Here is a 23,105-nt window from a genome sequence, read left to right on the forward strand (position 1 = left end):
TATATTTTTTGAGCATAGTGAAAAATAAAGTATATATTATTACAAATTATGACACGATATTCGATTTTCGACATGGCTTTTTGTCGCTAATGGTCGTTTAATGCTTGCGAAAAAAATAGCCTGAAAAACCAAACAACCTGACATTATGCCTTCTGGCGTCAGGTTGTTTAGTTATTCTACATTTATTTATTCAAAAAATATTGGTGAAAAAAATTATGCTCGTCTTCTTCGTCCAGCCAAGATCAGGCTAAGAATGAACACCAATACGACTGCGCCAATTAACGCTGGAATGAAATAGAAGCCGCCGATGACCGGACCAAGCTCGCCGAAGATTAAGCCTCCGAGCCATGCGCCGATAAAACCTGCAATAATATTTCCAATGATGCCTCCGGGAACATCACGCCCAACGATCATTCCTGCGAGCCAACCGATAATGCCTCCTATAATTAACGTCCATAAAAAACCCATATTGATCACTGCCTTTCTCTTTGTGTTTTTGCTGTTCACCGATGTGTAGCTTGTGTCAGCTGTTGTAGTGTCTCATGTTATCTATGTAACCATAATTACGCGTCGCTAATCACAAATCATACAGGAAGGTTTTGGTTACTCTAATCAGAGCCTGGTCTATTGACATGAAACCAAAAGGTTTCGTATAATCCAAAAGGAAACCAAAAGGTTTCGCATGTGCAGGCATGACTTGAAGGAGGAAGCGGGATGGCGGATGAAGGACTGCTGAAAAAGCTGCGTTATAAAGAGGGACAGGCTGCGAAGGTATGGAATGCCCCGGAGGGCTATGCGCCTGGGATCGCTGAAGATACGAGTGGTGCAGGCCCATATGGCTTCGCCCAGCTTTTTGTTCATCATGCAGCGCAGGTGAGGGAACAGCTGCCGATCGTATTGCCGCAGCTTGAAGAAGACGCGGTATTCTGGATCACGTATCCTAAGCAAAGCGCGAAGGCTGGGGCAGATATTAACCGCGACAGCTTGGCGGCGCTAGTCATGGAGCTTACACCGTATAGACCTGTGAGCAATGCCGCTGTGGACGAGGTGTGGTCAGCGCTGCGATTTCGCCATACGGACAAAGTAAAGAAGAAATAACTGCTGACGGCATAACTGAAGGCGTAACTAGCACCATAACTGACGGTGTAACTAGCTGCAAAACGAATTGCATAACTGACGGAGTAACTAGCACAATAACTGAGGGCATAACTAGCTGCGTAACTGGCGGCATACATGAGGCAGCGAATGAACGAAAAACAGGCAATCAAATGCCTGTCCGTCTTCACGGACACAGAATCCGCTATTTGTGATAGAAAGTGAACTTATTTAGGGTAGCGGACAGGAGCGCCGTTATTTGCCCGACAGAGCCGTAAAATGAGGCTTAAAAGCACAAATAAGCGCGCTGGTGTCCGATAAAATAGGGAAATGCAATGATTTTGCGTATATAACGGATCTGGTGTCCGCAAGAATTTAGAGGATAAAGCGATTAGAAGAGGAGACGATTGACAATGAGCAGCGAAGCGGCAAATACGCTGCCGGATATCCGGCAGACGCTGGTGCTTAAAGCGCCGATAGACAAAGTGTGGAAGGCGGTAGCGACGTCAGAGGGCATCGCCGCATGGTTCATGCCCAATGATTTTCAGCCGGAGGAAGGTTATGAGTTTCAGCTGGAAGCTGGCGCGTTCGGAAAGTCTCCCTGCAAGGTGACGGTCATCGATCCGCCGAATCGCCTCTCCTTCAAATGGGGCAAGGACTGGACGCTCTCCTTCGAGTTAAAGGCTGTAGGAGCAGACACGGAATTTACGCTTATTCATAGCGGCTGGAATGCGGATACGGTGACGGAGTTCGGTCAGCCGCATGAAATCGTGCGCGGCAATATGGACAAGGGCTGGACGGGCATTCAGCAAAGGCTGGCTTCGTATGTCGAGGCACAATAGCAGCGAGGCGTCGGAGCCGAAGGCTGAGGTGTTCCAAGCGATTGCCGATCCGACCCGCCGCAGCCTGCTTCGGCTGCTTGTTGATGAGGAGATGCCAGTCACGGTCATCAGCAGCCATTATGAGATGAGCCGGACTGCGGTATCGAAGCATTTGCGAATTTTGGCTGAGGCAGGATTGGTCAAAGAGCGCAAGGTTGGCCGGGAAACCCGCTACCGGCTAGATACGGAGCCTTTGCAGCAGCTAAAGCGATGGATCGCCTTCTATGAGCGTTATTGGGAAAATAAGCTCGGTGCGCTTAAGCGTTACGTAGAGGAGGATGGTCAGGGGGAGGGAGCGGATGCTTTTCCGGCTCCAGCAGTCGTGAAAGCGCCAGCTGCGAAGCGGGATTGAAGCAAAAGTTCCGCTCGGTTGGATGCCCTGGCTGCTGGATCCGGCTTCAACGGATCCAGTCTAGCCAAGTGTGACAGAACCTTCTTTTGCTTGCTCCGATAGCCCGAAGCTTCCGTCTTATGGTTTCTGGGCATATGTGTATACGATAGATGAGTTGACAATTTCCTGATTTTTCGTCATACATATAAAGAGCAAGGAAGAGAATGGGCAGCAAGGAACCGGAGGTTATGGATAATGGGCAGGAAAATTATGTTTACAGGCGGAGGGACGGCAGGCCATGTGACCGTTAACTTGGCGCTGATTCCCCGTTTCGCGGAAGCCGGTTGGCAGATCCATTATATTGGGTCGGAAAATGGCATTGAGAAGCAACTTACTGCTCCACTAGAGCAACTTACTGCTCCACTAGAGCAGCTTACATATCATGGTATAGCGACAGGCAAGCTTCGGCGCTATTTGGACTGGCAAAATGTGAAGGACCCCTTCAAGGTTGTTAAAGGGGTTTTTCAAGCTTATCGGCTCATTCAGCGGGAGAAGCCAAACGTGATTTTTTCCAAGGGCGGCTTCGTTTCCGTTCCGGTTGTGCTGGGCGCGTGGCTCAATCGGGTGCCGGTGCTTATTCATGAATCGGATCTGACCCCGGGACTGGCGAATCGCATTGCAATCCCTTTCGCGACGGGCGTGTGCACGACCTTTCCCGAGACGGCGCAGCATTTGCCGTCAGGCAAGGCACATTATGTCGGGGCAGTCATCCGCGATGAGCTGGGGCGAGGGGTTGCCTCGCGAGGCAGAGCCTACTGCGGTCTGCTGCCTGCATCCGAAGCAGCTGATGCAGCAGCCTCGGGAGCAGCAGGCAGCTCACAGACGCTAAGCAAGACGCCGCAAGGGCAGGCGTCAAAGGAAAGCGCCGCCTATTCGGCTAACCCTGCCAAGCTGGTCGTGAACATTTCGGGAAAAAGCGTGAGAGCCGAAGAGTCTGCCGCGGAAACAGCGAAAGTATCAGCAGCGTCAGCAATAGTAGACGAAAAGGGGGCATCGCGCGCAGAAACAGGAGGAGCGAAGCCCGTCCTGCTCATTATGGGCGGCAGCCTTGGGTCGCGGGCGATTAATAAGGCGGTGCGCAGCGCGCTTAGCGAACTGACCCGCAAATTCAGCATCGTGCATTTATGCGGCAAAGGACAGGTTGAGCCTGTCCTTGAGACGGCGGATTACAAGCAGTTCGAATACATTAATGAGCAGCTTCCCGATGTGCTGGCGATGAGCGATATTGTGCTTTCGCGCGCGGGTTCTAACGCTATATTTGAGTTTTTGCATTTGCGCAAGCCAATGCTGCTCATTCCGCTTACGAAGGCACAGAGCCGAGGCGATCAGCTGCTCAATGCAGATTCGTTCAAGTCTTCTGGCTTTTGCGAGGTGCTCCATGAGGAGAAGGTAGCGCCGGATACGCTGCTGGCGGCGATTGAGGATGTCTACCAGAACCGCGCCGCATTCATTAAGCGGATGGAGCAGGAGGAGCGCCGCGACACCTTGTCGCAGCTGTATGAGCTGATTGTATCGTCCGCGCGGAAATAACAGGCAAACCTCGCAGCGCGGCGCGGGCATTTCGGCGATGAAATACAGGCCATATTTCAATAATCCATTCGATTTTAACCGGAAACGATGATATGATGTTACAAAAGAATGTCGGAGGGATTACCCGGTGGAGTATATTAGCACAAGAGGAAATGTTGGCAAAATCGGATTTATCGACGCTTTTCTAATGGGACTTGCAGATGACGGAGGCTTGCTCGTTCCGAGTGAAATTCCTGTTTTTTCAGCTGAGAAACTGAAAGCGTGGCAGAACCTGTCTTATCAGGAGCTGGTGCTGGAAATTTTCGGCTATTTCACGAATGATGAAATTCCAGCGGAAGATTTGCGGGCGATGGTGGATGCCAGCTATGGAACATTCCGCGACTCAGGCGTAACGCCTGTTCGCCGCTTGAAGGACAACCTGTATTTGCTGGAGCTGTTCCACGGCCCAACCTTTGCATTTAAGGACATTGCGCTGCAATTTATGGGCGAATTATATACGTATGTATCCCGCAAGCAGAACAAGACGATCCATATTCTTGGCGCGACATCCGGCGATACGGGCGCATCGGCGATTCAAGGCGTGCGCGGCAAAGACGGCATTAAAATTTGCATTTTGCATCCCCATGGCAAAGTCAGCAAGGTGCAGGAACTGCAAATGACGACAGTGCCGGACGACAACGTCTTGAACTTGTCGGTCGATGGCAATTTTGACGACTGCCAGCGCATTATCAAGGATTTGTTCGCTGATTTGGAGTTTAAGTCTGCGAACCATCTGTGTGCGATTAACTCCATTAACTTTGTGCGCATTTTGGCGCAGACGGTTTATTATTTCTATGCTTACTTCCAGGTTGCGAAGCAGCAGGATGTGAAGGAAGTCAATTTCAGCGTGCCGACTGGCAACTTTGGCGATATTTTTGCAGGATACCTTGCGAAGCGCATGGGCCTTCCGGTGAACAAGCTGATTTTGGCAACGAACGAAAACAACATTTTGGAGCGTTTCATCAAGGAAGGCGTGTATATGCCGGGAGATTTCCGCAGCACGTACAGCCCTTCGATGGACATTCAGGTGGCAAGCAACTTCGAGCGTTATTTGTATTATGTGCTGGGTGAAAACCCGCAGCTGATTACAGAGCTGATGAACCAGTTCCGGAAGGAAGGCAAGCTCGTTATTTCTGGAGACGATTTGCAGCGGGTGCAAGCTGAATTCGGCGCTCATGGCGTTGGCGGACAGGAATGTCTTGATACGATCAGCAAATACAACGCGGAAACTGATTATTTGCTTGACCCTCACTCCGCTTGCGGCGTGGCGGCAGCCGATCAATGTGCTGAAAGCGGCGATGTAACGATTTCGCTGGCTACTGCGCATCCGGCCAAGTTCGACGAGGCGATTCGCCTTTGCGGCATTGAGCAGGCATTCCCTGAGCAAATTTCGTCCTTGTTTGAGAAAACGCAGCGTCAGACTCGCGTAGAAGGAACGCAAGAAGCGATCGTCAGCGAGCTGTTGAAATTTTATAACGCTTAAGTCGCGCATAAAAAGCTTGAGCAGCCGGTCAGAGCCTATCTGATCGGCTGTTTGTGCATAGGAAGGGAAACGAGGAGGCAGCTGATCAATGGACTATAGTGGAAAAATAGTGCTGGTAACCGGCGCCGCGCGCGGCATCGGCTTGGTTGTTGCGACAAGCTATGCGAGGCAAGGAGCTCTTGTCATTGCGGCAGACAGGGACAGCGAGGGCGCTGAGGCCGCAGCCGACCACATGCGAGGAGAGGGCGGCAAAGCTGCTGCTTATACAATCGATTTGGCTCAGCCAGCGGAAATCGAAGCGATGTTCGCTTTTATCAGCGAGACCTACGGCGGCATAGATGTGCTGATTAACAACGCGGGTTATGCGGTGTGGAAGTCGCCTTACGACCTTGCGGTTGAAGAATGGGATGCGCTGCTCCATACGAATTTGCGCGGCACTTTTTTATGCGCAAGGGAAGCGGCAAAGCTGATGCGCGGCAACGGAGGCGGAGCCATCGTCAATATGGCATCGACCCGCGCCTTAATGTCTGAGCCCAATACGGAGGCGTATGCGGCTTCCAAGGGCGGCATCGTTGCACTGACGCATGCGCTGGCTCTTTCTTTTGGCCCGGATCGCATTCGCGTCAATGCCATCAGCCCCGGCTGGATCGAAACCGGCGATTATGAAGCACTGCGGCCGGAGGATCACAGCCAGCATCCATCCATGCGGGTCGGCAAGCCGGATGATATCGCCAAAGCCTGCTTTTATTTGACCGATCCGGGCAATGATTTCGTTAATGGCATTAATCTCGTCGTCGACGGCGGCATGACGCGCAAAATGATTTACGAGGAGTAGCGTCATTTCGTATCCGCATCGCAAGCCCTAAGCCTAAGCTACTATTGCAACTTGCCTAGCGCTGGCGTAGAATAAGACAAAATCAAGAAGGAATAAAGGAAGGAGATGGGAATATGGAGCGAAAGCCAAGGCAATGGCGCAGCCGGTTTTGCCTGTCCAGCCCGAAGCGCGTTTCTATTTCCATTCCTTTGAAGCACCAAGGCATATCATGCTTTGGTGTTTTTTTATGCCTTTTTTCAAAATATAAGACTTTATAAGTTTCATCCTTATATCCGCTTAGAATTCTCCGACAAAGCTCTTCGCACGTCCCGGAAGGACGACGAAGTCATTTTTGCTTGAGTCGCTATTTAAATGGTTCAGTCCCCAATGTTCTGCTTCTTGTGAACGTTAATTTAACTGGAGGTGCATGATTGATGATGAATAACAAGTATAAAAGAGTGCTGATTAAGCTGAGCGGCGGAGCGGTTGCGGGTGGAAGCGAGTTTGGCTTTGAACCCGAAAAGCTGGAGCATATCGCAAGAGAAGTGCTGTCCGTTGTAAAAATGGGCGTTGAGGTGTCGCTCGTTATTGGCGGCGGCAATATTTTTCGCGGCAATATGGGCGAAAGCTGGGGCATTGAACGGGCAGAGGCGGACAATATAGGTACGCTTGCGACCGTGATTAACAGCCTTATGCTCAGAGGCGTGCTGAAGGCCAGAACGAAGAAGGAAGTGCGCGTCATGACGGCGCTGCCTGTCAGCAGCGTTGCCGAGCCTTACATCCGTTTGCGGGCGGTGCATCATTTGGAGAAGGGGTATATCGTCATTTTTGCAGGCGGCAACGGACAGCCGTATGTGACGACGGATTACCCATCGGTGCAGCGGGCCATTGAGGTGGGCTGCGATGCTCTGCTGGTCGCGAAGCAGGGCGTAGACGGCGTGCTTGACGCCGATCCCAAGCTGCACAAGGGCGCGCGGAAATTCAAATCGCTGCACTATAATGATGTGCTGGACCAGCAGCTTAAGGTGATGGACCAGTCGGCGTTTATTTTGGCACGGGACTATAACCTGCCGATTCATGTGTTTAATTTCGACCAGCCGGGCTCGATGAAGGCGATTTGCCATGGCAGCCATGTCGGAACGCTGATCAGCAACAGCTCTGTGCTGGAGATGGACGCCTGAGCTTTTCATCGCCCTCATCTTCATCCCCAAGGAATGAATGTCTAAATAGCCAAATAGCCATCAAGCTGCAACCTTCCAATTGGGAATGCCGTCCATATAGACAGCTTGTAAATGGTCATTGGGGGTAGTGATGAAGATGTTCAACATAACGACGACAAGGAAATCTAATAAGAGCGGGAAGGCTTGGCGCAGCTTGCTGGCACTTACCCTTCTAGCAGCGCTTGTATGGACGGGTGGCCCGCACAGTGCGGCGATTGCCAGCGGAGAGCAAGCAGCAAGCCTGTTGCAAGAGCAAGGGCAGGAGCAAGCTGCTGAGGCCGTCCAAGCCGTCCCCAAAAGCTTCACGCAAATAGAAGCCGCCCATAACTATACGATTGCGCTGCGCAGCGACGGCACGGTTTGGGCTTGGGGGCGCAATTTGTGGGGAGAGCTCGGGCTTGAGGGAAATCCAGGCTTTCGCAATACAGTAGCTCCTGTACGTTATTCCGGACTTTCCGATATTGTCTATATTCATATCAATAAGAGCGATCAAAACTATATGGCGGTAAAGGCAGACGGAACGGTCTGGACCTGGGGCCATAATGGCAGCAGCGGGAAAAATGCGAATGGGCTTCGGCAGGTGGCAGGCGCTGCTGGCGTAGCGAAGGTGGAAGGCGGCTACGGCTACGATATAGCTTTATTGAATAATGGCACGGTCTCAACATGGACGAAGCAGCAAGACGACACCGGAAAGCTCAGCTTTGGCAAGCCAGCTGCCGTGAAGGGCTTAAATCAAGTCGTGCAGGTAGCATACGGTTACCCTAAGGCTTACGCCGTGAAGAAGGATGGAACGGTATGGAGCTGGCAGCCTGTGGCGACGCCCCGCGATGGCGCGGAGACGATTAAGCCTACAGCTCCGGCTAAAATATCCAGCTTGTCCGGCGTAACCTCCATCGTCGCGTATAGCGGCGGTCTAATGGCATTAGATACGAAAGGAAAAGCGTGGAGCATTGCTGAAAAAGGCAAAAAACAAGCGCTGTATCCGATACTGACGCTGAAGGAGATAAGCGGAAGTGCGGGCAGCCTGCTTATGCTGACGACCGATGGCGAGGTTTTTGCATATGGATATACCGCTACTGGCAAGCAGGGCAAAGTGCGAGGGCTCACCCGGATCAAGCATATCGCAGCGGGGGAAGACCACGGCGTTGCCATTGATGAGGATGGCAAAGCATGGGGCTGGGGCCATAACAAGTTTTATGAAGCGGGCGGACCATCCGAACGCAGCGATGGCATGGTTTATACGCCCATGCAAGCAAGGCCGGCTGTTGATACGTTTATAAATGGGCAATGGCTAAGCAGCATATACCCTGCCCTGCCGCAAGGCGAGACGGTATATGTGCCGATAAAAGACGTAGCTAAAGAATTAGGCATGACGTTGAGCTCCGTTCTTAATAAAGAAGGCTTCAGAATTTATACGCTTAAATACAAGGAACGCTCAGTAACCTTCCGTATAGGGGATACCCAGGCGAAAGCAGGCAATACGACGTTTAAGCTGCCAGAGGCGCCGATTGTTTATTCCGGTGCGACGGCCGTTCCTTATCAGCTGCTTGAGCAGGGGTTTGGCCTATCGGTTCAATGGAACGAGAAGCTTAGCCAGTTGACGATATCGGATCAGTCTGACGAATAATGGAACAAAGCTTCTAACAACCTCAAAAACCCCTCGGCCCACATTGCTTCGTGGACCGAGGGGTATTTTTTGAATTTCTCGGAATGAAACGCGCTGCGCCGCCAGAGGACGGTGACAGCCGTTTCACCTTGCATAACCCGCTATATAATTTGCTGATTCGGCAAGCAGGGTAAAGCGAGCGTCCTGTCGAAAGTAATGGGATACCAAGACATCCACTTATGACACATCACTTTAATAGTGCAAGACGCTATTGCTGAATCGCTCTTCTCCTGTACCAACAAGCTCTGTCGCTGATTTCTCAAACTGCTCTAATTGTTCAAGCGCCTTCAATTTGCTGCTGCCATTCATAAAATGAGCCACAATTGCTTCGCCGGGGGCGACGACGGCTATGTCTCCGTGATTTCTCTCCCCGATGATTGCACCGTCATGAATAACGGCGTTTTCGCCAATGATGGCTCTATGAATAATAACATTGCGCCCAATTTTTGCACCGGGCATAATGATGCTTTCGGCGATGCCGCTGCCTTTTCCAATGCTGACTCCTGCACCGAGCACCGAGCGTGAAATCCGGCCTTCGATTGTGCAGCCTGGATGAGCAATGCTGTTGCTCAGCACGGCTTGCGGGCTGACATAGGGCTTGCGCACCTGCTGAACCTCTTTGGATCGCAGAGGCCAAGTTTCTGTAGATAGGCTCATCTCGCCGTCAAGCAGCTCCATATGCGCTTCCCACAGGCTTTCCACAGTGCCGACATCACGCCAGTAGCCCTCGTATGGATAAGCGTTCAAGTTTTCCTCGGCAGCCAAAATGGCGGGAATAATGTCTTTGCCAAAGTCATGGCTTGAATGAGGGTTAGCGGCGTCCTCCAGCAGGAAACGTCTTAAATCTTGCCAGCGGAACAAATAAATGCCCATAGAAGCCAAGTTGCTTTCCGGGTTCGCCGGCTTCTCCTCAAACTTCATGATGCGGGACTGCTCGTCCGTATGCATGATGCCGAAGCGATGGGCTTCACGCCATGGCACCTGTTTGACGGCAATTGTTGCCATCGCCTTGTTAGCCTTGTGAAATTCCAGCATCGGGCGATAATCCATCTGGTAAATGTGGTCGCCTGACAAAACAAGCACATGCTCGGGATGATGCTCGTCCACATAAGCAATATTGCGAAGAAGGGCATCAGCCGTTCCCGTGTAGCAGCCTGAGCTTGATACCCGAGAAGCAGGCAGCATCGTAATTTCGCCAGAATGCTTCGTCGTTGCTGAGCGAAGCCAAGCTTCTCCATCGGTAATGTGGTCGTGAACCGAGTCGGAGCAATATTGGGTAAGCACGCCGATGGTGCGGATGCCCGAGTTAATGCAATTGCTTAATGGAAAATCAATCATGCGGAAGCGATCGCCGAAAGATACGACGGGCTTGGCCATTTGGCCTGTAAATGGGGCTAAACGACTTCCTTGTCCTCCAGCTAGCAGCATAGCGATGCAATCGGTATTATTAGGCATAAGGCTTTTTCCCTCCAGGCCGTCCGTGACGGGTTGTTGTAAGGTATTTTTAAACGACTGAAGGGCGCTTGAAACGGTTGAGTCAAAATCAATTTTTAAGGTTAATATTAGCTTTCGTGTGCTTTACTATACGTTCATTGCGAACATAAAGCGGGTGAAATGGATGGAAATCTCCACATTGTCCGAAGAGGAAATATTTCTGTTTCATGAAGGAACATGGGCGCATAGCTATCGAAAAATGGGCGCTCACCAATCAACTGAGCATGGAATCGAAGGCACTCGCTTTAACGTTTGGGCGCCGGAGGCACGAGAGGTTCGTCTGGCGACGGATTTTAACGGGTGGCATGGCGGCAATGAGCCGCTAACCCGGCTTAACAAGTCCGGCATATGGACAGGCTTCTTCCCGAATATGCCGAAAGGCGCTTTGTATAAATATGAAATCATAGCCCAAAATGGTGAGAGGCTGCTCAAAGCTGATCCTTATGCCGTTTATGCCGAAGTAAGGCCGCAAACCGCATCGCGCGTCTGGTCGCTGGACGGTTATTCGTGGCAGGATGAGGCGTGGATGCGCGGGAAAAAAGCGCCGTACGCCCGTCCGATGAACATTTACGAGGTGCATCTTGGCAGCTGGCGCAGGCATAAGGATGATACTCTGCTTTCCTACAGCGAGCTGGCTGATCAATTGGTCGCGTATGTAGCGGATAAGGGGTATACCCATCTGGAGCTGCTGCCGCTGACCGAGCATCCGTACGATAAATCATGGGGCTATCAGCCGACAGGCTATTATGCCGCAACTTCCCGCTACGGTGAACCGCAGCAATTAATGGAGCTGGTGGATCGCTGTCATCAAAACGGTATCGGTGTCATTCTAGACTGGGTGCCGGGGCATTTTGCCAAGGATGCGCATGGCTTGCGCCGCTTTGACGGCTCGGCTCTGTTTGAAAATGACGACCCGCTCATTGCCGAGAAGCCTGGCTGGGGAACACTCGCCTTCGATTACGGAAAGCCGGAGGTTCGCAATTTCTTAATTTCGAATGCCTTGTTTTGGTTCGATCTGTTTCATATTGATGGCTTGCGCGTTGATGCGGTCACCAGCATTTTGTATCATGATTTTGATAAAAAACCAGGCCAGTGGCGTCCGAATGAATTCGGCGGCAAGGAGCATCTGGAAGGCATCGCTTTTTTGCGCCAGCTGAATAAGACGGTTTTTCAATATTACCCGCATGCCCTTATGATGGCCGAGGAGTCGCATGCTTATCCCGGCGTTACGAAAGCGGTCGACGAAGGCGGGCTTGGCTTTAATTATAAGTGGAATATGGGCTGGATGAATGACACGCTCAGCTATGCCAAGGAGCATTTTTTTAACCGTAAAACCAAACATAATCTGCTGACCTTCCCGATCTGGTATGCCTGGCAGGACAATCATGCGCTGCCGCTTTCCCATGATGAGGTCGTGCATGGGAAAAAATCGCTGCTGAACAAAATGCCCGGAAGCTATGAGCAGAAATTTGCCGGACTGCGGCTGTTCTACGGCTATATGATGACCCATCCAGGCAAAAAGCTGCTGTTCATGGGCGGCGAATTTGCCCAGTTCATCGAGTGGAAGGACGACGCGGAGCTGGACTGGCTGCTGCTGGATTATGAGCCGCATTGGCGGATGCAGGCTTATACCCGCAGGCTGAATCAGCTGTATGCCCAGGAGAAAGCGCTGTGGAAGCTCGACCATGATTACAGGGGCTTTGAATGGATAGAGCACGAGGATGATTTGCAAAGCGTCCTCTCATATCGCAGATTAGCCAGCCCGAAGGGGGAAGCGCTCATTATGCTGTGCAATTTTACGGATTACGCGCATCCGGTTTACCGCATTGGCGTACCGAGCGCAGGCGATTATGAAATCGTGCTGAACAGCGATGAGCCTGCTTATGGCGGATCGGGTTTTCAAGCGGAGCTGCTGCGGGAAGGTGGCGCCATTGCATCGCAGCGCATCAGCTGGCATGATAAGAAAAACAGCGTAGAGCTGCCGCTGCCGCCGTTATCTATCCTTATTTTGCGGCGAGTAAAGGTTCAGCGTTCCCGTTAAGCGTTAAATCGGCATTGCAGCATTATGAATCCAAAGAGCAGGGGATGAAATGCATGAACGTATTGTTTGCGGCAGCGGAATGCGTGCCATTTATGAAGACGGGCGGCCTTGCTGATGTAGCAGGCTCACTGCCGGAAGCATTGAATGAGAAAGGCGCCAATGTGCGCGTTATAATGCCGCTTTACGCTTCGGTGAAGGACGTATATCGAGCGCAGATGAAGGAGCTTGGCTTCATTTATGTATCGGTAGGCTGGCGGCAAGTATATTGCGGCATCAAGGAGCTGGCACATGACGGAGTCGTCTATTATTTTATCGACAATGAGCATTATTTCCGGCGCGGTTCGGCATACGGCTATGGCGATGATGGGGAGCGTTATGCGTTTTTCTGCCGGGCGGTGCTTGATGCACTGCCGGTAATGGGCTTTATCCCTGATGTGCTGCATTGCCATGATTGGCATACGGGCATGATTCCCGCCCTGCTCAAGCATCATTATTGGCATCGCCCGGAATATTCCCGCGTGAAGACGGTGTTCACCATTCATAATTTGCAATATCAAGGCAATTATCCGCATCTTGCGCTGGGCGATTGGCTGGGATTGCAAAATGAGATGTTCACCCCGGATGGAGTTGAATATCATGGTTCGGTGAGCTTTATGAAGGCGGGCATTCAGCTTGCAGACCGGGTGACGACCGTCAGTCCGACCTATGCCAACGAAATCCGAACTGCTGAATACGGGTATGGCATGGACGGCACGCTGCGCGCCAAAGGCGACCGGCTTCTCGGCATTGTCAACGGCATCGACGCCCGCAGCTACAATCCGGAGACCGATCCGTTCATTCCATTCCCATACAAGGACAGCCTCAACGTGAAAAAGCAAAATAAAGCCGCACTCCAGCAGGAGCTTGGACTGCCGGTCAACGATGCCATTCCCCTAATCGGAATGGTCGGCAGGCTAGTGGATCAAAAAGGGCTGCCCCTCGTGCTGGAAGTTCTGGACGAGCTGCTGCAAACGGAAAATATCCAGCTTGTGCTGCTCGGTACGGGTGAGCCCGAGATGGAGCATGCATTCCGTGCAGCCCAGCATCGTTATCCGGACAAAATGGTATCGTGGATCGGCTTTGATGATGGCGTAGCCCGCCGTATTTATGCTGCCTCCGATATGTTCCTCATGCCGTCGCTATTCGAGCCGTGCGGCATCAGCCAGCTTCTGGCGCTGCGGTATGGCAGCTTGCCTATCGTGCGAGAAGTAGGCGGGCTGAAGGACACCGTTCAAAGCTACAACGAGTGGACGGGAGAAGGCAACGGCTTCTCCTTCACCAATTACAATAGCCAAGAAATGCTGAATACGATTCGCTATGCCATTCATATATGGTGGAATGAGTCGCATCGGGGCAAGCTCACCGCCGCCGCCTTTGCTGGAGATTACAGCTGGGGAGCATCTGCGGAGCGTTACATAGCGCTTTATACGGAGCTGACTCTATAATGATTGAGAATGAAATTGGTCTTGAAAAAGGAGTGCGACCGGTGATGATTGAGCGCTTATTGGAGCTGCAGCAGCGTATTTACCACTATCAAATGGATATTAAGCAAAGCTATGGCCCGGAGCACGCTATTTGGTCACCCGGCAATGATGCTAAAGTCAGCTTTGCCCAGGTTGGCGACCAGTACGAGCTGATGTTTTACGGTGTTGGCTATGATGAAGATCCTTCGATTGCCGCAGATGATTTCGACTACGAGACGAACTATCCTTTTGTAAAGTTCTTGGAATTTATTTGTTTGCCTGAGGTGGCTCCCCATCTTGCATCGCTAACCTTCACGGGGCCTGATGAAGGCGCGAACGGTCTGAATGAATGGAATTTCTCGCGCATCGTGCATTCGGAGGCGGAGTTTTCGGCACTGCGTTCCTTCCTCGTACAGCTCACAGATTCAGGCGATCATAACGTCCGCTTCATCGGGTGCGATTATGAAGAGGAGCATGGCATGGTGACGAAGCTGCTTGCCAAAATGCCAGCTGTTCTCATCTTCCAGACGCCTACAGTGCCGGATGAAGCTTTTTTCGAAATGGAAGGCCATCCGCTCCGTGTGCTGAGGCTGCAGGTAGGTTTTACAGAGGAATCTTTTATTGCCCGTCTCGCTGAATGTCCCTATTATAACGATTTACAGCAGCTGGACTTTTCTGAGCGGATTGAAACGATTGATGACGTGCCGGAGGATGCGATTCCTTATACAAGCTATGAAGCATTGTTCGCCTCTGAGCGTTTTAACTGCCAGCCGCATTTTCATTTCAAGCTGCGCCATTCTACGCTGACATTAGATGAGGTAATCGCCCTTGGCAAGCTCCAGCCCAAGGTGCAATTTCTGTTCATTGAGGGGCGCGGAGGGCGCTATGCTTCGCATTTATCCGATTAAGCAGTACAAAAAAGGGACAGGCCATCGACAAAACCGATGCCTGTCCCTTTTCTGCTGCCTGTTCAAGTCCTATGCAAGTTCTATTCAAGCTGCTTTAACTTTAAATGTTCCGGTACAAAATCCGGTAGCCCATCGGCTCCAGCTCAATGCGAAGCTGCTCCTCGAACGTTGCCACTTCTTCCTCGGTAAGCGCATCACGCCAGCCGCCAGCCAGCATCGGGTGGGCGAGGAATACATTTTCCTCTGTATTGTTCATCCAAATGGTGAAATGCTGCTTATTGTTCATCCGCTCATAGACGAAGGTGCCTTTCTCGCTGCTCGCTTGCAGGAAGCGGAAGCGGCCGCAGCGCAGCGCCTCATGCTTTTTGCGGAGCGAAATGATGATGCGATAAAAATCATGCAAATCCCGATCCTGCTTCGCCTCGTCCCATTCCATGCATTTGCGGCAATCGGGGTCGCCGCCGCCTTGCAAACCAACCTCATCGCCGTAGAAGACGCAAGGAACGCCCATCGACGTCATCATAAACACCGCTGCCAGCTTGGCCCGCCGTTTATCGCCGCCCATTCTGGTCAAGGAGCGCGGGATGTCATGGCTCGATAGCAGGTTAAGCAGCGCCTCGTTCGTCTGCTGCGGATAACGCACGAGCAGGCGGTTCACCTCTTCGGCAAAATCCGATGCATGCCTGCCGTTGTTTGCGAAAAAATCAAGCACGCTGTTCGTAAAGGGATAGTTCATCGACGAATCGAACTGGTCGCCCTGCAGCCAGCGCAGCGCGTCCCCCCACACCTCGCCGATAATGTAGGTCTCATGCTTCACAGCCTTGACAGCGCCGCGGAATTCCCGCCAGAAATGATGGTCGATTTCGTCGGCGACATCGAGCCGCCAGCCGTCAATATCCGTTTCACGAATCCAATGGACGGCGACGTCGAGCAAATATTTTTTAACTTCAGGATTGGCGGTGTTGAGCTTGGGCATGTTGCCATAAAAGCCGAACGTATCATAGTTTGCTTTGCCATCTTGTACAGCGACCGGAAAGTGGTTCAAATGAAACCAGTCCTTGTATTTGGACTTTTCTCCATTTTTCAGCACATCCTGAAAATGGGGGAATTGCTCGCTCACATGGTTGAACACCGCATCCAGCACGACGCGAATGCCGCGCTTGTGGCACTCATCGACCAGCTTCTTGAGCAGCTCAAGATCGCCGAACTGCGGATCAATCGTATGATAATCTACCGTATCGTATTTATGATTGGAGGGCGAAGTGAACAGCGGTGTCAAATAAATCGCATTTACGCCCAAATCGCTAATGTATTCCAGCTTATCTAAAATCCCCTGCAAGTCGCCGCCAAAGTGCGAATGAATATCGGGCGTTTCTCCCCAAGGCCTTACGTAATCATGGTCGTTTTCCTTGTCACCGTTATTGAAGCGGTCTACCATGATTTGATAAAAAACCGCGTTTTTCGCCCAATCTGGCGCATCGAACAAGTCGACCTCATGAATGTAGGGCACCTCGAAATAGCCGCCTGGAGGCGTCGGCTGCTGCGCATAAAATCCGGTCTCGATCTTCCACATCGTCTCTGTGCCGGCATGCAGACGGAAGCCATAGGAGAAGCGTTTGTATTTCGGGATGATAACGCCCTCCCAGTAATCAAACAGCTGATCGGACGCTATTTTTTCCATTACAATCTCTTGGAGGTTGCCATTCCAGTCGTATTTGTCTCCGGCGACCATGACGACATCCTCCACATCATTTTTTTTCGTGCGCAGCCGGATGTGATAGGTGCTCAAATCATAGGCGTAGGCCCATTTGTGGCTTGGGGTGTGGTGAATGGCTTCTCTTAGCATAAATAGTTGTTTCTCCTCTCCTGCCCTGCAGTTGGTTTAGCTAGCCGTGAAGCAAGGATTCCGCTCCGTCAATGTATACCGTTGTGCCCGTAATGTGATATGAATCATCCGAGCCGAGGAACAGCGCAAGCTGGGCGACTTGCTCAGGGGAGCCGGGCCCCTTCTCCAGCGGCTGGTCGCCTTCCGGAAAGTTGACCGGAATTTGCACCTCCTCCAAATAAGGCGAGCGTTTCGTGCTTTTATCAATATTCGTCTTAATCGAGCCAGGGCAGATGGCATTGACGCGAATGCGGTAATTCGCCAGCTCCAGCGCCGCCATCTGAGTGAAAGCGACCTGCGCCGCCTTTGTGCTGCTGTATGCGCTGAACCCGATATTCGAGAAGACGCGGTTGCCGTTAATGGAGCTCGTAATCAAAATGCTGCCGCCCTTTTCCTTAAGCGCTGGAATGGCATGCTTCACGGTCAGAAACGTGCCGTTCAGGTTAATGTTGATCGTCTTGCTCCAATCCTCCAGCTTCATCAGCTCAATGGGCGCCATGGAGCCGTTAATGCCGGCATTGGCATAGACGATGTCAAGCTGGCCCAGCTTGTCTAACGCCAATTTATACGCCGCTTCGATCGCTTCCTCGCTTGAAATATCGGTCACGGCTGTTGCGCAAGTGACGCCGAAAGCTTCGGCCTCCTGCTTGACCTTGGCCAGCCCGTCCTCATTCACATCGAGCAGTGCCAGATTAGCGCCTTCCTTGGCGAACAGCAGTGCCGCTGCGCGGCCGATGCCAGAGCCGGCTCCCGTTATTAGAGCAGCTTTGCCCGCCAGTCTGCCGTTGCCTGTCCTCGTTTGTTCATTCGCCATCGTCGAAAACCTCCTGCAATGTATAATGATGTTTAGGGAACATGTCCTGCAAATGCGTATTCTGTTAAGATGATCTAATTTCTCTTACCCTAAACCAATCGGGTGTTCCCAACTATTTCAATTTTTATTTTGCGGCTTCTGCTGGACAACATTGAACAACCGATAGTATTGCAGTGGTGGCCACCATAGCGTATATATTCAATCGGCGACCACAGCGCACCTATCCATTCTTTGTTCATACAAGTTTACAAGTTGGAAACAAGTTCGATATATTGGCGATGCAAAATTGCATTATGCTGCGATCTAATGGGTAATCTGGGTTAGATAGGCACAGGTGGGAGCGGTGAAGGATGACAGGTCAGATGATAGATAAAAAAATATTGGTCGTAGATGATGAAGCGAGTATCGTCAGCGCCGTTGCCTATGCATTCAGACGCGAGGGCTATTTGGTCGAGACCGCTGGCGATGGGGAAGAGGCGTTGGAGAAGGTAGCCGTCTTCCAGCCGCATGTCATTATTTTAGACGTAATGATGCCGCGCATGAACGGCTATGAAGTGTGCCGGAAGCTGGAGAATCGCCATAGCGTCGGCATTATTTTGCTCACGGTCAAAAATGACATCGTCGACAAGGTGCTGGGGCTTGAGCTGGGCGCCGACGATTATATGACGAAGCCGTTTGATTTGCGCGAGCTTGTTGCCAGAGTGAAGGCGCTGATGCGGCGCACCCAGAAGCTGGCGGGGCGCGAGGAGGAGCCGGATGTGTATGAGCTGGGCAGCATTCGCCTGAACATGCAGCAGCGGCTCATTACGGCTGGCGGTGCTGCGCTTGAGCTGACGCCAAAGGAATTTGATTTGGCAGCGCTGCTGCTGTCGCATCCCGAGCGGGTTTATACCCGGGAGGAGCTGCTTGATTTGGTCTGGGATATGGAATACGCGGGCGGAACGCGCACGGTAGACATTCATATTCAGCGGCTGCGCAAAAAGCTGGGCGATTCGAGCCAGACGCTGCTCCAGACCGTATACGGCATCGGCTACAAAGCTTCAAAGGCAGGAGCGTCAACAGCTGGGGCATCAAAGATAAGCGCTGGATCTGGGAATACGCAGGACACTTCGGCGGAGTCAGTCTCGTCATCGATAAAAGCGAATGAGCCGGGGCAATCCGGTGAGCCGTCATGAGAATCAGCTTAAAGCTGCGGATGAGCATTGTGCTGATCGTGCTGCTGGCGCTTACCGTTAGCGTACTGAGCATGATGGTGCTGAGCGGGATCAAGCGCGATCAGCAGGAACGAACAGAGAAGCTGCTGGCCAAGCAAAGCGAGGTAGCGGCACAATACGTTCGGCAAAGCTTCGCTACTAGCGAACCGCCGCTTGCCCTTGATGCCTTCATGCCGTTGAGAGGGCAGCGGCTGGCGCTCTACATTTCAATGATCAGCGGCATGCAGACGACGCTGTATGACACGCAGGGCAAAGAAGCCGGCAGCTCCATTCCCGTTGGCGGGGAGAAAGGAGCAAATTTATCCGACACGCTGCAATATGCCCTGGTTGGCAAAATCGCCTATCAGACAGCGGGGGATTCCCTTATTTATTTTGCTCCTTTGCAGGGCGAGGATGGATTGCTTGGCGTAGTCAGCTTCCATTACTCGTTGAAAAATGACCATCTGTTCGCCCAGACCATCCGCGAGCTGTTTCAAACGGCGGGCATTATTGCCGTGGTGGCAGGGGCCGCCATGGGCTATGCGTATTTTTATAGGCTGGCCGCGGTCATTTCCCGGCTGAGAAGCGCAGCGGGCAACATTCGAGAAGGGCGGTATTTGCAGCAAAATCCCGTACGAAGGCGCGATGAGCTGGGCGACTTAAGCCAGGATATTTTTTTCATGAGCAGCGCCATTGAACGGCATATTGAGGAAATGAAGGAGGAGCAGCGCAAGCTTACGCTCGCCATCCTCAAGCTGCAGCAATTGGAGCAGCAGCAGAAGCAGTTCATCGGCAACATTAGCCATGAGTTCAAGACGCCGCTCACGTCGATTCGGGCGTATGTGGATTTGCTGGATATGTACCGCGATGATCCGAAGCTCATTGATGAGGCGATACAAAGCATGGGCAAGGAGTCCGGGCGGCTGTACGATATGGTCGAGAAGGTGCTGCATTTGGCGGCGCTGGAAAAGTATGCGTTTGAGCAGCAGGCCGAGGTGCTGCAGCTGGATGAGCTGCTGCTGGATTTGTGCACGCGCATGCAGGGAAAGGCGGCAAAATTTGATTTGTTGCTGCAAATGCAGCTGGAGCCTGCTGTCATCTGGGCGGATCGGGAGAGCCTGATGCAAATATTCATCAACCTAATTGATAATGCCATTAAATATAATCGTCCTGGCGGACAGATTGAGGTCGCGCTGCATGTGGACGGAAATCGGGTCAATGTTGTCGTGCGGGATACGGGCATTGGCATTCCAGCGGAAGCGCATGACAAAATTTTTGAGCCTTTCTATACGGTCAACCGCGACCGCTCCCGCATATCGGGAGGAACGGGACTTGGCCTGTCGCTCGTTAAGCAGCTTGCCGAGGCGCAAAAGGGTGAGCTTGTACTGGTAAGGTCGGGCGAGGATGGAACGACGTTCAAGGTCTATTTTCCGCTATATAGCGGTTAATGGTGTAAAGGTTTACAGGTCCGCAACAAGCTGGAGATGAGGCGGAAACATCCACGGATTACAATAAGCGCATAGCAATAAGGGAGAGGGGAAACACGAGATGAAACAAACCCATTTTAAATGGATAAATACAGGCGCGGCTGCCTGCTGTGTGGCTTTTTTGCTGGCGGGCTGCGCAGACGGAACGGCACCTGCACGCGAAACAATTCAAAAGCCGGATAAAACGATTACCGTCGTTGAGCCGGGCCAATCGACCGATACGAAGGTCGCTGTCAGCCAAATTGCCCAAATAGACAGAACGCGGGGAATTAGTTTTATTACCGAGGAGCAGCTGGTCATCGTCAAGCGCAATGAAAATGAGCAGAAAATAGCGGTGGAAGGGGAAATGATGTTTCCCAACAATTTGTATGTGCACGATCTGGCAACGAAGCAGGAGGAGGCCTTGCATGAGCAGCCGGCGCATCAGGGATTTGCCAAGCCGTCTCCGGATGGGAAATATTTATTTTATAAGCTGAATAACGAAGAAAGTGCCCACGGATACATGATGAATTTGGAAACGCGAGAGTCGGTGGAACTGGGCAGTGATGTGATCGATACGATGACAGGCATGTGGATGGATGATACGCATGTGCTGTTTATGACGATTGAGGGCAAAGTAATCAAGGCGAGCGTTGATGGCACATTGGAGACGATTTTGAGCAGCGATCGTCGGATATTTACGGCGGTGCCTGGCGAGGGCGGCATTTATTATGTGGTGAATGAAGTGCTGTATTTTCTTCCTGATGGCAGCAAGCAGGCGGAGAAGCTGGCGACGGACGTCGTCTGGGTGATCCCCTCGCCCGAGCGCAAGCAGCTCGCTTTGGTGAAGCGGACATCGAATACGACGCGGACGCTGATGATTACGGATGCCAAGGGCAATGAGCCGATTGAGCTGGGCAGCGCGACGCAAGTATTTGGCACAAGCTGGTCGCCGGATGGCAAGAAGCTGGCCTACAGCCTGACATCGGAAGGAACGGACGGCGACAACGGCGTATTTGTAGCAGATGCCATCAGTGGAGATACGGTGCCGATCAAGCTGGATGTCCAATATTTATCCGATGATCTCGGCTGGAGCCCTTCTGGCAAAAAAATCGTCGCCGCAACTTATTCCCAGGAGCAGAACGATTTTATTACGTTTGTGATTACGTTGAAATAAAAGCTGCATCATTATATTTATGAAAAAATAAGGATGTCCGTAATAGCTAGCAGCTACTTAGCTACTTAAGGACATCCTCTTTATGGTTAATTTAAATTACTTTTTTGATTTCTTAAATAAAATCCAAACAACAAATCCGACTAAGGAAAAAGAAGCAATGGAATAGAGAATGGATACAAAATTCATAGGCTTTGAAAAAAACAAGGAAGCTTAGAATGAACTTGCACTGGTCTAGTCTCCTGTATACTTAAATCCATTAAAGATTTTGTTATAAATTTCATGAAAAAACCTCCAGCTTAATTATGAAGTTATTTTAGTGCTTTTATATGAACGAAAATGAGCCAGAATTAGATCGAAATTAGCGTCACACGTATTTCCGTTAAACTTGGCGGACACAGCCGCAGCTATTTTAACAGAATTACGGATTATGGCACAGGTTTCGGACTCAGGAGCCGCTATTGCGATGTAAATGGCCATTTTATTGGGATAATGGGAGTGATAACGGCTCTCCTGTCCGCTTACGTCCTGAACTCGGCTCAAAAGTCAGAATAGCGGAATCTCAGTCCTCAGTCCCGATCTGGTTTACATATGTGCCTAGCAGGTTCGTTATGAAACGCTATTATAGCACTTTCAATTGTGAATTTTACTTTTTTTATCCATAAAAATAAAAAATCCTGTATGATAAAATTTAGTCGCTAGTGTAAATATTGAAGTTGGCAGGCAAGTGATTAAACGTACGTCGTTATTGTAACCCTGAACGAGGTGGTAGGGTCATGCTTAATTTAATTGCTCTAATCGCTTATTTGCTGATTACATTATGGGTCATTGTTAGTATCATAAGAGCAGGATGGGAGCCTCAAAGAAGAGTGCAAAACATCTATTTGTTATTTATAGGTGGAATGCTAATGTTTGCAATGGCTCCGAATGAGCTTTGGAAAACGATCCTTCCGCTGTTCAATCTTGCTCTCATCATAGCCTATCTGATATTCATCTTTGCTTTGAGAAAAAAAGTGTAAGAGCATAAATCATGCATGCCTCGTTATAAAAATGGATTCACCGAAGCGGGAATTCCTTACTTTCGTATGAAGATTTTCAAAGCAAAACGATGGACCTAATGGCGGAAATATTGACTTAAGGCGCTATAAAGGGTATTATTACACAATCTTGAATACGAACAGTAAGGGTGAAAATCTTGAATTCGAAACTGCAGATTAAGAACGTTATTTTAGCCGACAAAGATCTTGCCTCAGGGTTATATCAGTTCATCATGACACTTAGTGAAGGTTCTAAGGCGCGTTTGTTCTACAGCCAGAAGCCAGTATGGAGATTAACAGGCGTTACGCGTATGCTGAACGTGCCGTGTCCATTGTGCCGGAAAGACTACTACTGTAATTGCTTTGAGAAGAACATTGCTCATTTCAATCAGCAGATCATCGAGAAGGATCTTATTCCGGAACCGACGAATAGCTAATACTTGTTTGAACAAGCTTACAAAAACAGGCATCC

20 protein-coding genes are annotated in these 23,105 nt (G+C 51.0%); 16 read left to right on the forward strand and 4 right to left on the reverse strand.

Annotated elements, in window-relative coordinates; all coding sequences use genetic code 11:
* Positions 1-213: 213 nt before the first annotated feature.
* Complete coding sequence (locus tag ASF12_RS10640; protein WP_056033793.1) at positions 214-468, reverse strand: GlsB/YeaQ/YmgE family stress response membrane protein; 255 nt, start codon at positions 466-468, stop codon at positions 214-216.
* 246 nt (positions 469-714) lie between these two features.
* Here ASF12_RS10640 and ASF12_RS10645 point away from each other — a divergent pair, with 246 nt between their 5' ends.
* The 8 genes from ASF12_RS10645 to ASF12_RS10680 all read left to right on the forward strand — a co-directional run bounded on the left by ASF12_RS10645 (position 715) and on the right by ASF12_RS10680 (position 9,080).
* Positions 715-1,098 (forward strand): hypothetical protein, encoded by a 384-nt coding sequence (locus tag ASF12_RS10645; RefSeq protein WP_056033796.1) that lies wholly within the window; start codon positions 715-717, stop codon positions 1,096-1,098.
* 410 nt (positions 1,099-1,508) lie between these two features.
* On the forward strand, positions 1,509-1,937 hold the full coding sequence (locus tag ASF12_RS10650) for an SRPBCC family protein (protein WP_056033799.1): 429 nt from the start codon (positions 1,509-1,511) through the stop codon (positions 1,935-1,937).
* Entirely contained in the window at positions 1,921-2,328 is a 408-nt protein-coding gene (locus tag ASF12_RS10655) for an ArsR/SmtB family transcription factor (RefSeq protein WP_056033801.1), read from the forward strand. Before ASF12_RS10650 ends, ASF12_RS10655 begins: the two co-directional genes overlap by 17 nt.
* Positions 2,329-2,562: 234 nt before the next feature.
* Positions 2,563-3,897, forward strand: coding sequence for a glycosyltransferase (locus ASF12_RS36310; RefSeq protein WP_081418745.1), 1,335 nt, complete (start codon positions 2,563-2,565; stop codon positions 3,895-3,897).
* A gap of 127 nt (positions 3,898-4,024) precedes the next feature.
* Positions 4,025-5,419, forward strand: a complete 1,395-nt coding sequence (gene thrC / locus ASF12_RS10665) for a threonine synthase (RefSeq protein WP_056033805.1) — start codon at positions 4,025-4,027, stop codon at positions 5,417-5,419.
* Between the two features lie 88 nt (positions 5,420-5,507).
* Positions 5,508-6,254, forward strand: a complete 747-nt coding sequence (locus tag ASF12_RS10670; RefSeq protein ID WP_056033808.1) for an SDR family NAD(P)-dependent oxidoreductase — start codon at positions 5,508-5,510, stop codon at positions 6,252-6,254.
* Between the two features lie 416 nt (positions 6,255-6,670).
* Positions 6,671-7,414: a UMP kinase gene (gene pyrH, locus ASF12_RS10675; RefSeq protein ID WP_056033930.1), complete on the forward strand. Its 744-nt coding sequence runs from the start codon at positions 6,671-6,673 to the stop codon at positions 7,412-7,414.
* 136 nt (positions 7,415-7,550) lie between these two features.
* The gene (locus tag ASF12_RS10680) at positions 7,551-9,080 is read left to right on the forward strand and encodes a stalk domain-containing protein (protein WP_056033810.1); all 1,530 of its coding nucleotides are present in this window, start codon (positions 7,551-7,553) and stop codon (positions 9,078-9,080) included.
* 231 nt (positions 9,081-9,311) lie between these two features.
* Here ASF12_RS10680 and ASF12_RS10685 read toward each other — a convergent pair whose 3' ends face one another.
* On the reverse strand, positions 9,312-10,574 hold the full coding sequence (locus ASF12_RS10685; RefSeq protein WP_056033812.1) for a glucose-1-phosphate adenylyltransferase: 1,263 nt from the start codon (positions 10,572-10,574) through the stop codon (positions 9,312-9,314).
* A gap of 163 nt (positions 10,575-10,737) precedes the next feature.
* Here ASF12_RS10685 and glgB point away from each other — a divergent pair, with 163 nt between their 5' ends.
* The 3 genes from glgB to ASF12_RS10700 are packed head-to-tail and all read left to right on the forward strand — an operon-like array spanning position 10,738 to position 15,064.
* Positions 10,738-12,654, forward strand: coding sequence for a 1,4-alpha-glucan branching protein GlgB (glgB, locus tag ASF12_RS10690; RefSeq protein ID WP_056033815.1), 1,917 nt, complete (start codon positions 10,738-10,740; stop codon positions 12,652-12,654).
* A 53-nt stretch (positions 12,655-12,707) separates the two neighbouring features.
* Entirely contained in the window at positions 12,708-14,138 is a 1,431-nt protein-coding gene (gene glgA, locus ASF12_RS10695; RefSeq protein WP_056033818.1) for a glycogen synthase GlgA, read from the forward strand.
* Between the two features lie 41 nt (positions 14,139-14,179).
* Positions 14,180-15,064, forward strand: coding sequence for a hypothetical protein (locus ASF12_RS10700; protein ID WP_155973038.1), 885 nt, complete (start codon positions 14,180-14,182; stop codon positions 15,062-15,064).
* 100 nt (positions 15,065-15,164) lie between these two features.
* On the opposite strand, the gene ASF12_RS10705 is transcribed toward ASF12_RS10700, so the two are convergent.
* Complete coding sequence (locus tag ASF12_RS10705; RefSeq protein ID WP_056033823.1) at positions 15,165-16,910, reverse strand: alpha-glycosidase; 1,746 nt, start codon at positions 16,908-16,910, stop codon at positions 15,165-15,167.
* Between the two features lie 40 nt (positions 16,911-16,950).
* The gene (locus ASF12_RS10710) at positions 16,951-17,763 is read right to left on the reverse strand and encodes an SDR family oxidoreductase (protein WP_056033826.1); all 813 of its coding nucleotides are present in this window, start codon (positions 17,761-17,763) and stop codon (positions 16,951-16,953) included.
* 365 nt (positions 17,764-18,128) lie between these two features.
* Between ASF12_RS10710 and ASF12_RS10715 the strand changes: the two genes are divergently transcribed.
* The 5 genes from ASF12_RS10715 to ASF12_RS10735 all read left to right on the forward strand — a co-directional run bounded on the left by ASF12_RS10715 (position 18,129) and on the right by ASF12_RS10735 (position 23,070).
* A complete protein-coding gene (locus ASF12_RS10715) occupies positions 18,129-18,938 on the forward strand; it encodes a response regulator transcription factor (protein WP_081418754.1) in 810 nt (269 codons plus the stop codon).
* The gene (locus ASF12_RS10720; RefSeq protein WP_056033828.1) at positions 18,935-20,404 is read left to right on the forward strand and encodes a sensor histidine kinase; all 1,470 of its coding nucleotides are present in this window, start codon (positions 18,935-18,937) and stop codon (positions 20,402-20,404) included. Before ASF12_RS10715 ends, ASF12_RS10720 begins: the two co-directional genes overlap by 4 nt.
* A gap of 100 nt (positions 20,405-20,504) precedes the next feature.
* Entirely contained in the window at positions 20,505-21,599 is a 1,095-nt protein-coding gene (locus ASF12_RS10725; protein WP_056033831.1) for a PD40 domain-containing protein, read from the forward strand.
* A 773-nt stretch (positions 21,600-22,372) separates the two neighbouring features.
* Complete coding sequence (locus ASF12_RS10730) at positions 22,373-22,615, forward strand: hypothetical protein (RefSeq protein ID WP_056033835.1); 243 nt, start codon at positions 22,373-22,375, stop codon at positions 22,613-22,615.
* A 176-nt stretch (positions 22,616-22,791) separates the two neighbouring features.
* The gene (locus tag ASF12_RS10735; RefSeq protein ID WP_046233598.1) at positions 22,792-23,070 is read left to right on the forward strand and encodes a hypothetical protein; all 279 of its coding nucleotides are present in this window, start codon (positions 22,792-22,794) and stop codon (positions 23,068-23,070) included.
* Positions 23,071-23,105: the final 35 nt, after the last annotated feature.

It is taken from the genome of Paenibacillus sp. Leaf72, assembly GCF_001422685.1.
In the GTDB taxonomy this organism is placed as follows: domain Bacteria; phylum Bacillota; class Bacilli; order Paenibacillales; family Paenibacillaceae; genus Pristimantibacillus.

What these genes read in the sequence shown, in the direction of transcription:
- ASF12_RS10670 (WP_056033808.1), top strand. Translation starts at nt 5,508, where the DNA reads ATGGACTATAGTGGAAAAATAGTGCTGGTAACCGGCGCCGCGCGCGGC.
- ASF12_RS10720 (WP_056033828.1), top strand. Translation starts at nt 18,935, where the DNA reads ATGAGAATCAGCTTAAAGCTGCGGATGAGCATTGTGCTGATCGTGCTG.
- ASF12_RS10650 (WP_056033799.1), top strand. Translation starts at nt 1,509, where the DNA reads ATGAGCAGCGAAGCGGCAAATACGCTGCCGGATATCCGGCAGACGCTG.
- ASF12_RS10680 (WP_056033810.1), top strand. Translation starts at nt 7,551, where the DNA reads ATGTTCAACATAACGACGACAAGGAAATCTAATAAGAGCGGGAAGGCT.
- ASF12_RS10705 (WP_056033823.1), bottom strand. Translation starts at nt 16,910, where the DNA reads ATGCTAAGAGAAGCCATTCACCACACCCCAAGCCACAAATGGGCCTAC.
- pyrH (WP_056033930.1), top strand. Translation starts at nt 6,671, where the DNA reads ATGAATAACAAGTATAAAAGAGTGCTGATTAAGCTGAGCGGCGGAGCG.
- ASF12_RS10725 (WP_056033831.1), top strand. Translation starts at nt 20,505, where the DNA reads ATGAAACAAACCCATTTTAAATGGATAAATACAGGCGCGGCTGCCTGC.
- ASF12_RS10685 (WP_056033812.1), bottom strand. Translation starts at nt 10,574, where the DNA reads ATGCCTAATAATACCGATTGCATCGCTATGCTGCTAGCTGGAGGACAA.
- ASF12_RS10710 (WP_056033826.1), bottom strand. Translation starts at nt 17,763, where the DNA reads ATGGCGAATGAACAAACGAGGACAGGCAACGGCAGACTGGCGGGCAAA.
- ASF12_RS10640 (WP_056033793.1), bottom strand. Translation starts at nt 468, where the DNA reads ATGGGTTTTTTATGGACGTTAATTATAGGAGGCATTATCGGTTGGCTC.
- ASF12_RS10645 (WP_056033796.1), top strand. Translation starts at nt 715, where the DNA reads ATGGCGGATGAAGGACTGCTGAAAAAGCTGCGTTATAAAGAGGGACAG.
- ASF12_RS10655 (WP_056033801.1), top strand. Translation starts at nt 1,921, where the DNA reads ATGTCGAGGCACAATAGCAGCGAGGCGTCGGAGCCGAAGGCTGAGGTG.
- ASF12_RS10730 (WP_056033835.1), top strand. Translation starts at nt 22,373, where the DNA reads ATGCTTAATTTAATTGCTCTAATCGCTTATTTGCTGATTACATTATGG.
- glgA (WP_056033818.1), top strand. Translation starts at nt 12,708, where the DNA reads ATGAACGTATTGTTTGCGGCAGCGGAATGCGTGCCATTTATGAAGACG.
- glgB (WP_056033815.1), top strand. Translation starts at nt 10,738, where the DNA reads ATGGAAATCTCCACATTGTCCGAAGAGGAAATATTTCTGTTTCATGAA.
- ASF12_RS36310 (WP_081418745.1), top strand. Translation starts at nt 2,563, where the DNA reads ATGGGCAGGAAAATTATGTTTACAGGCGGAGGGACGGCAGGCCATGTG.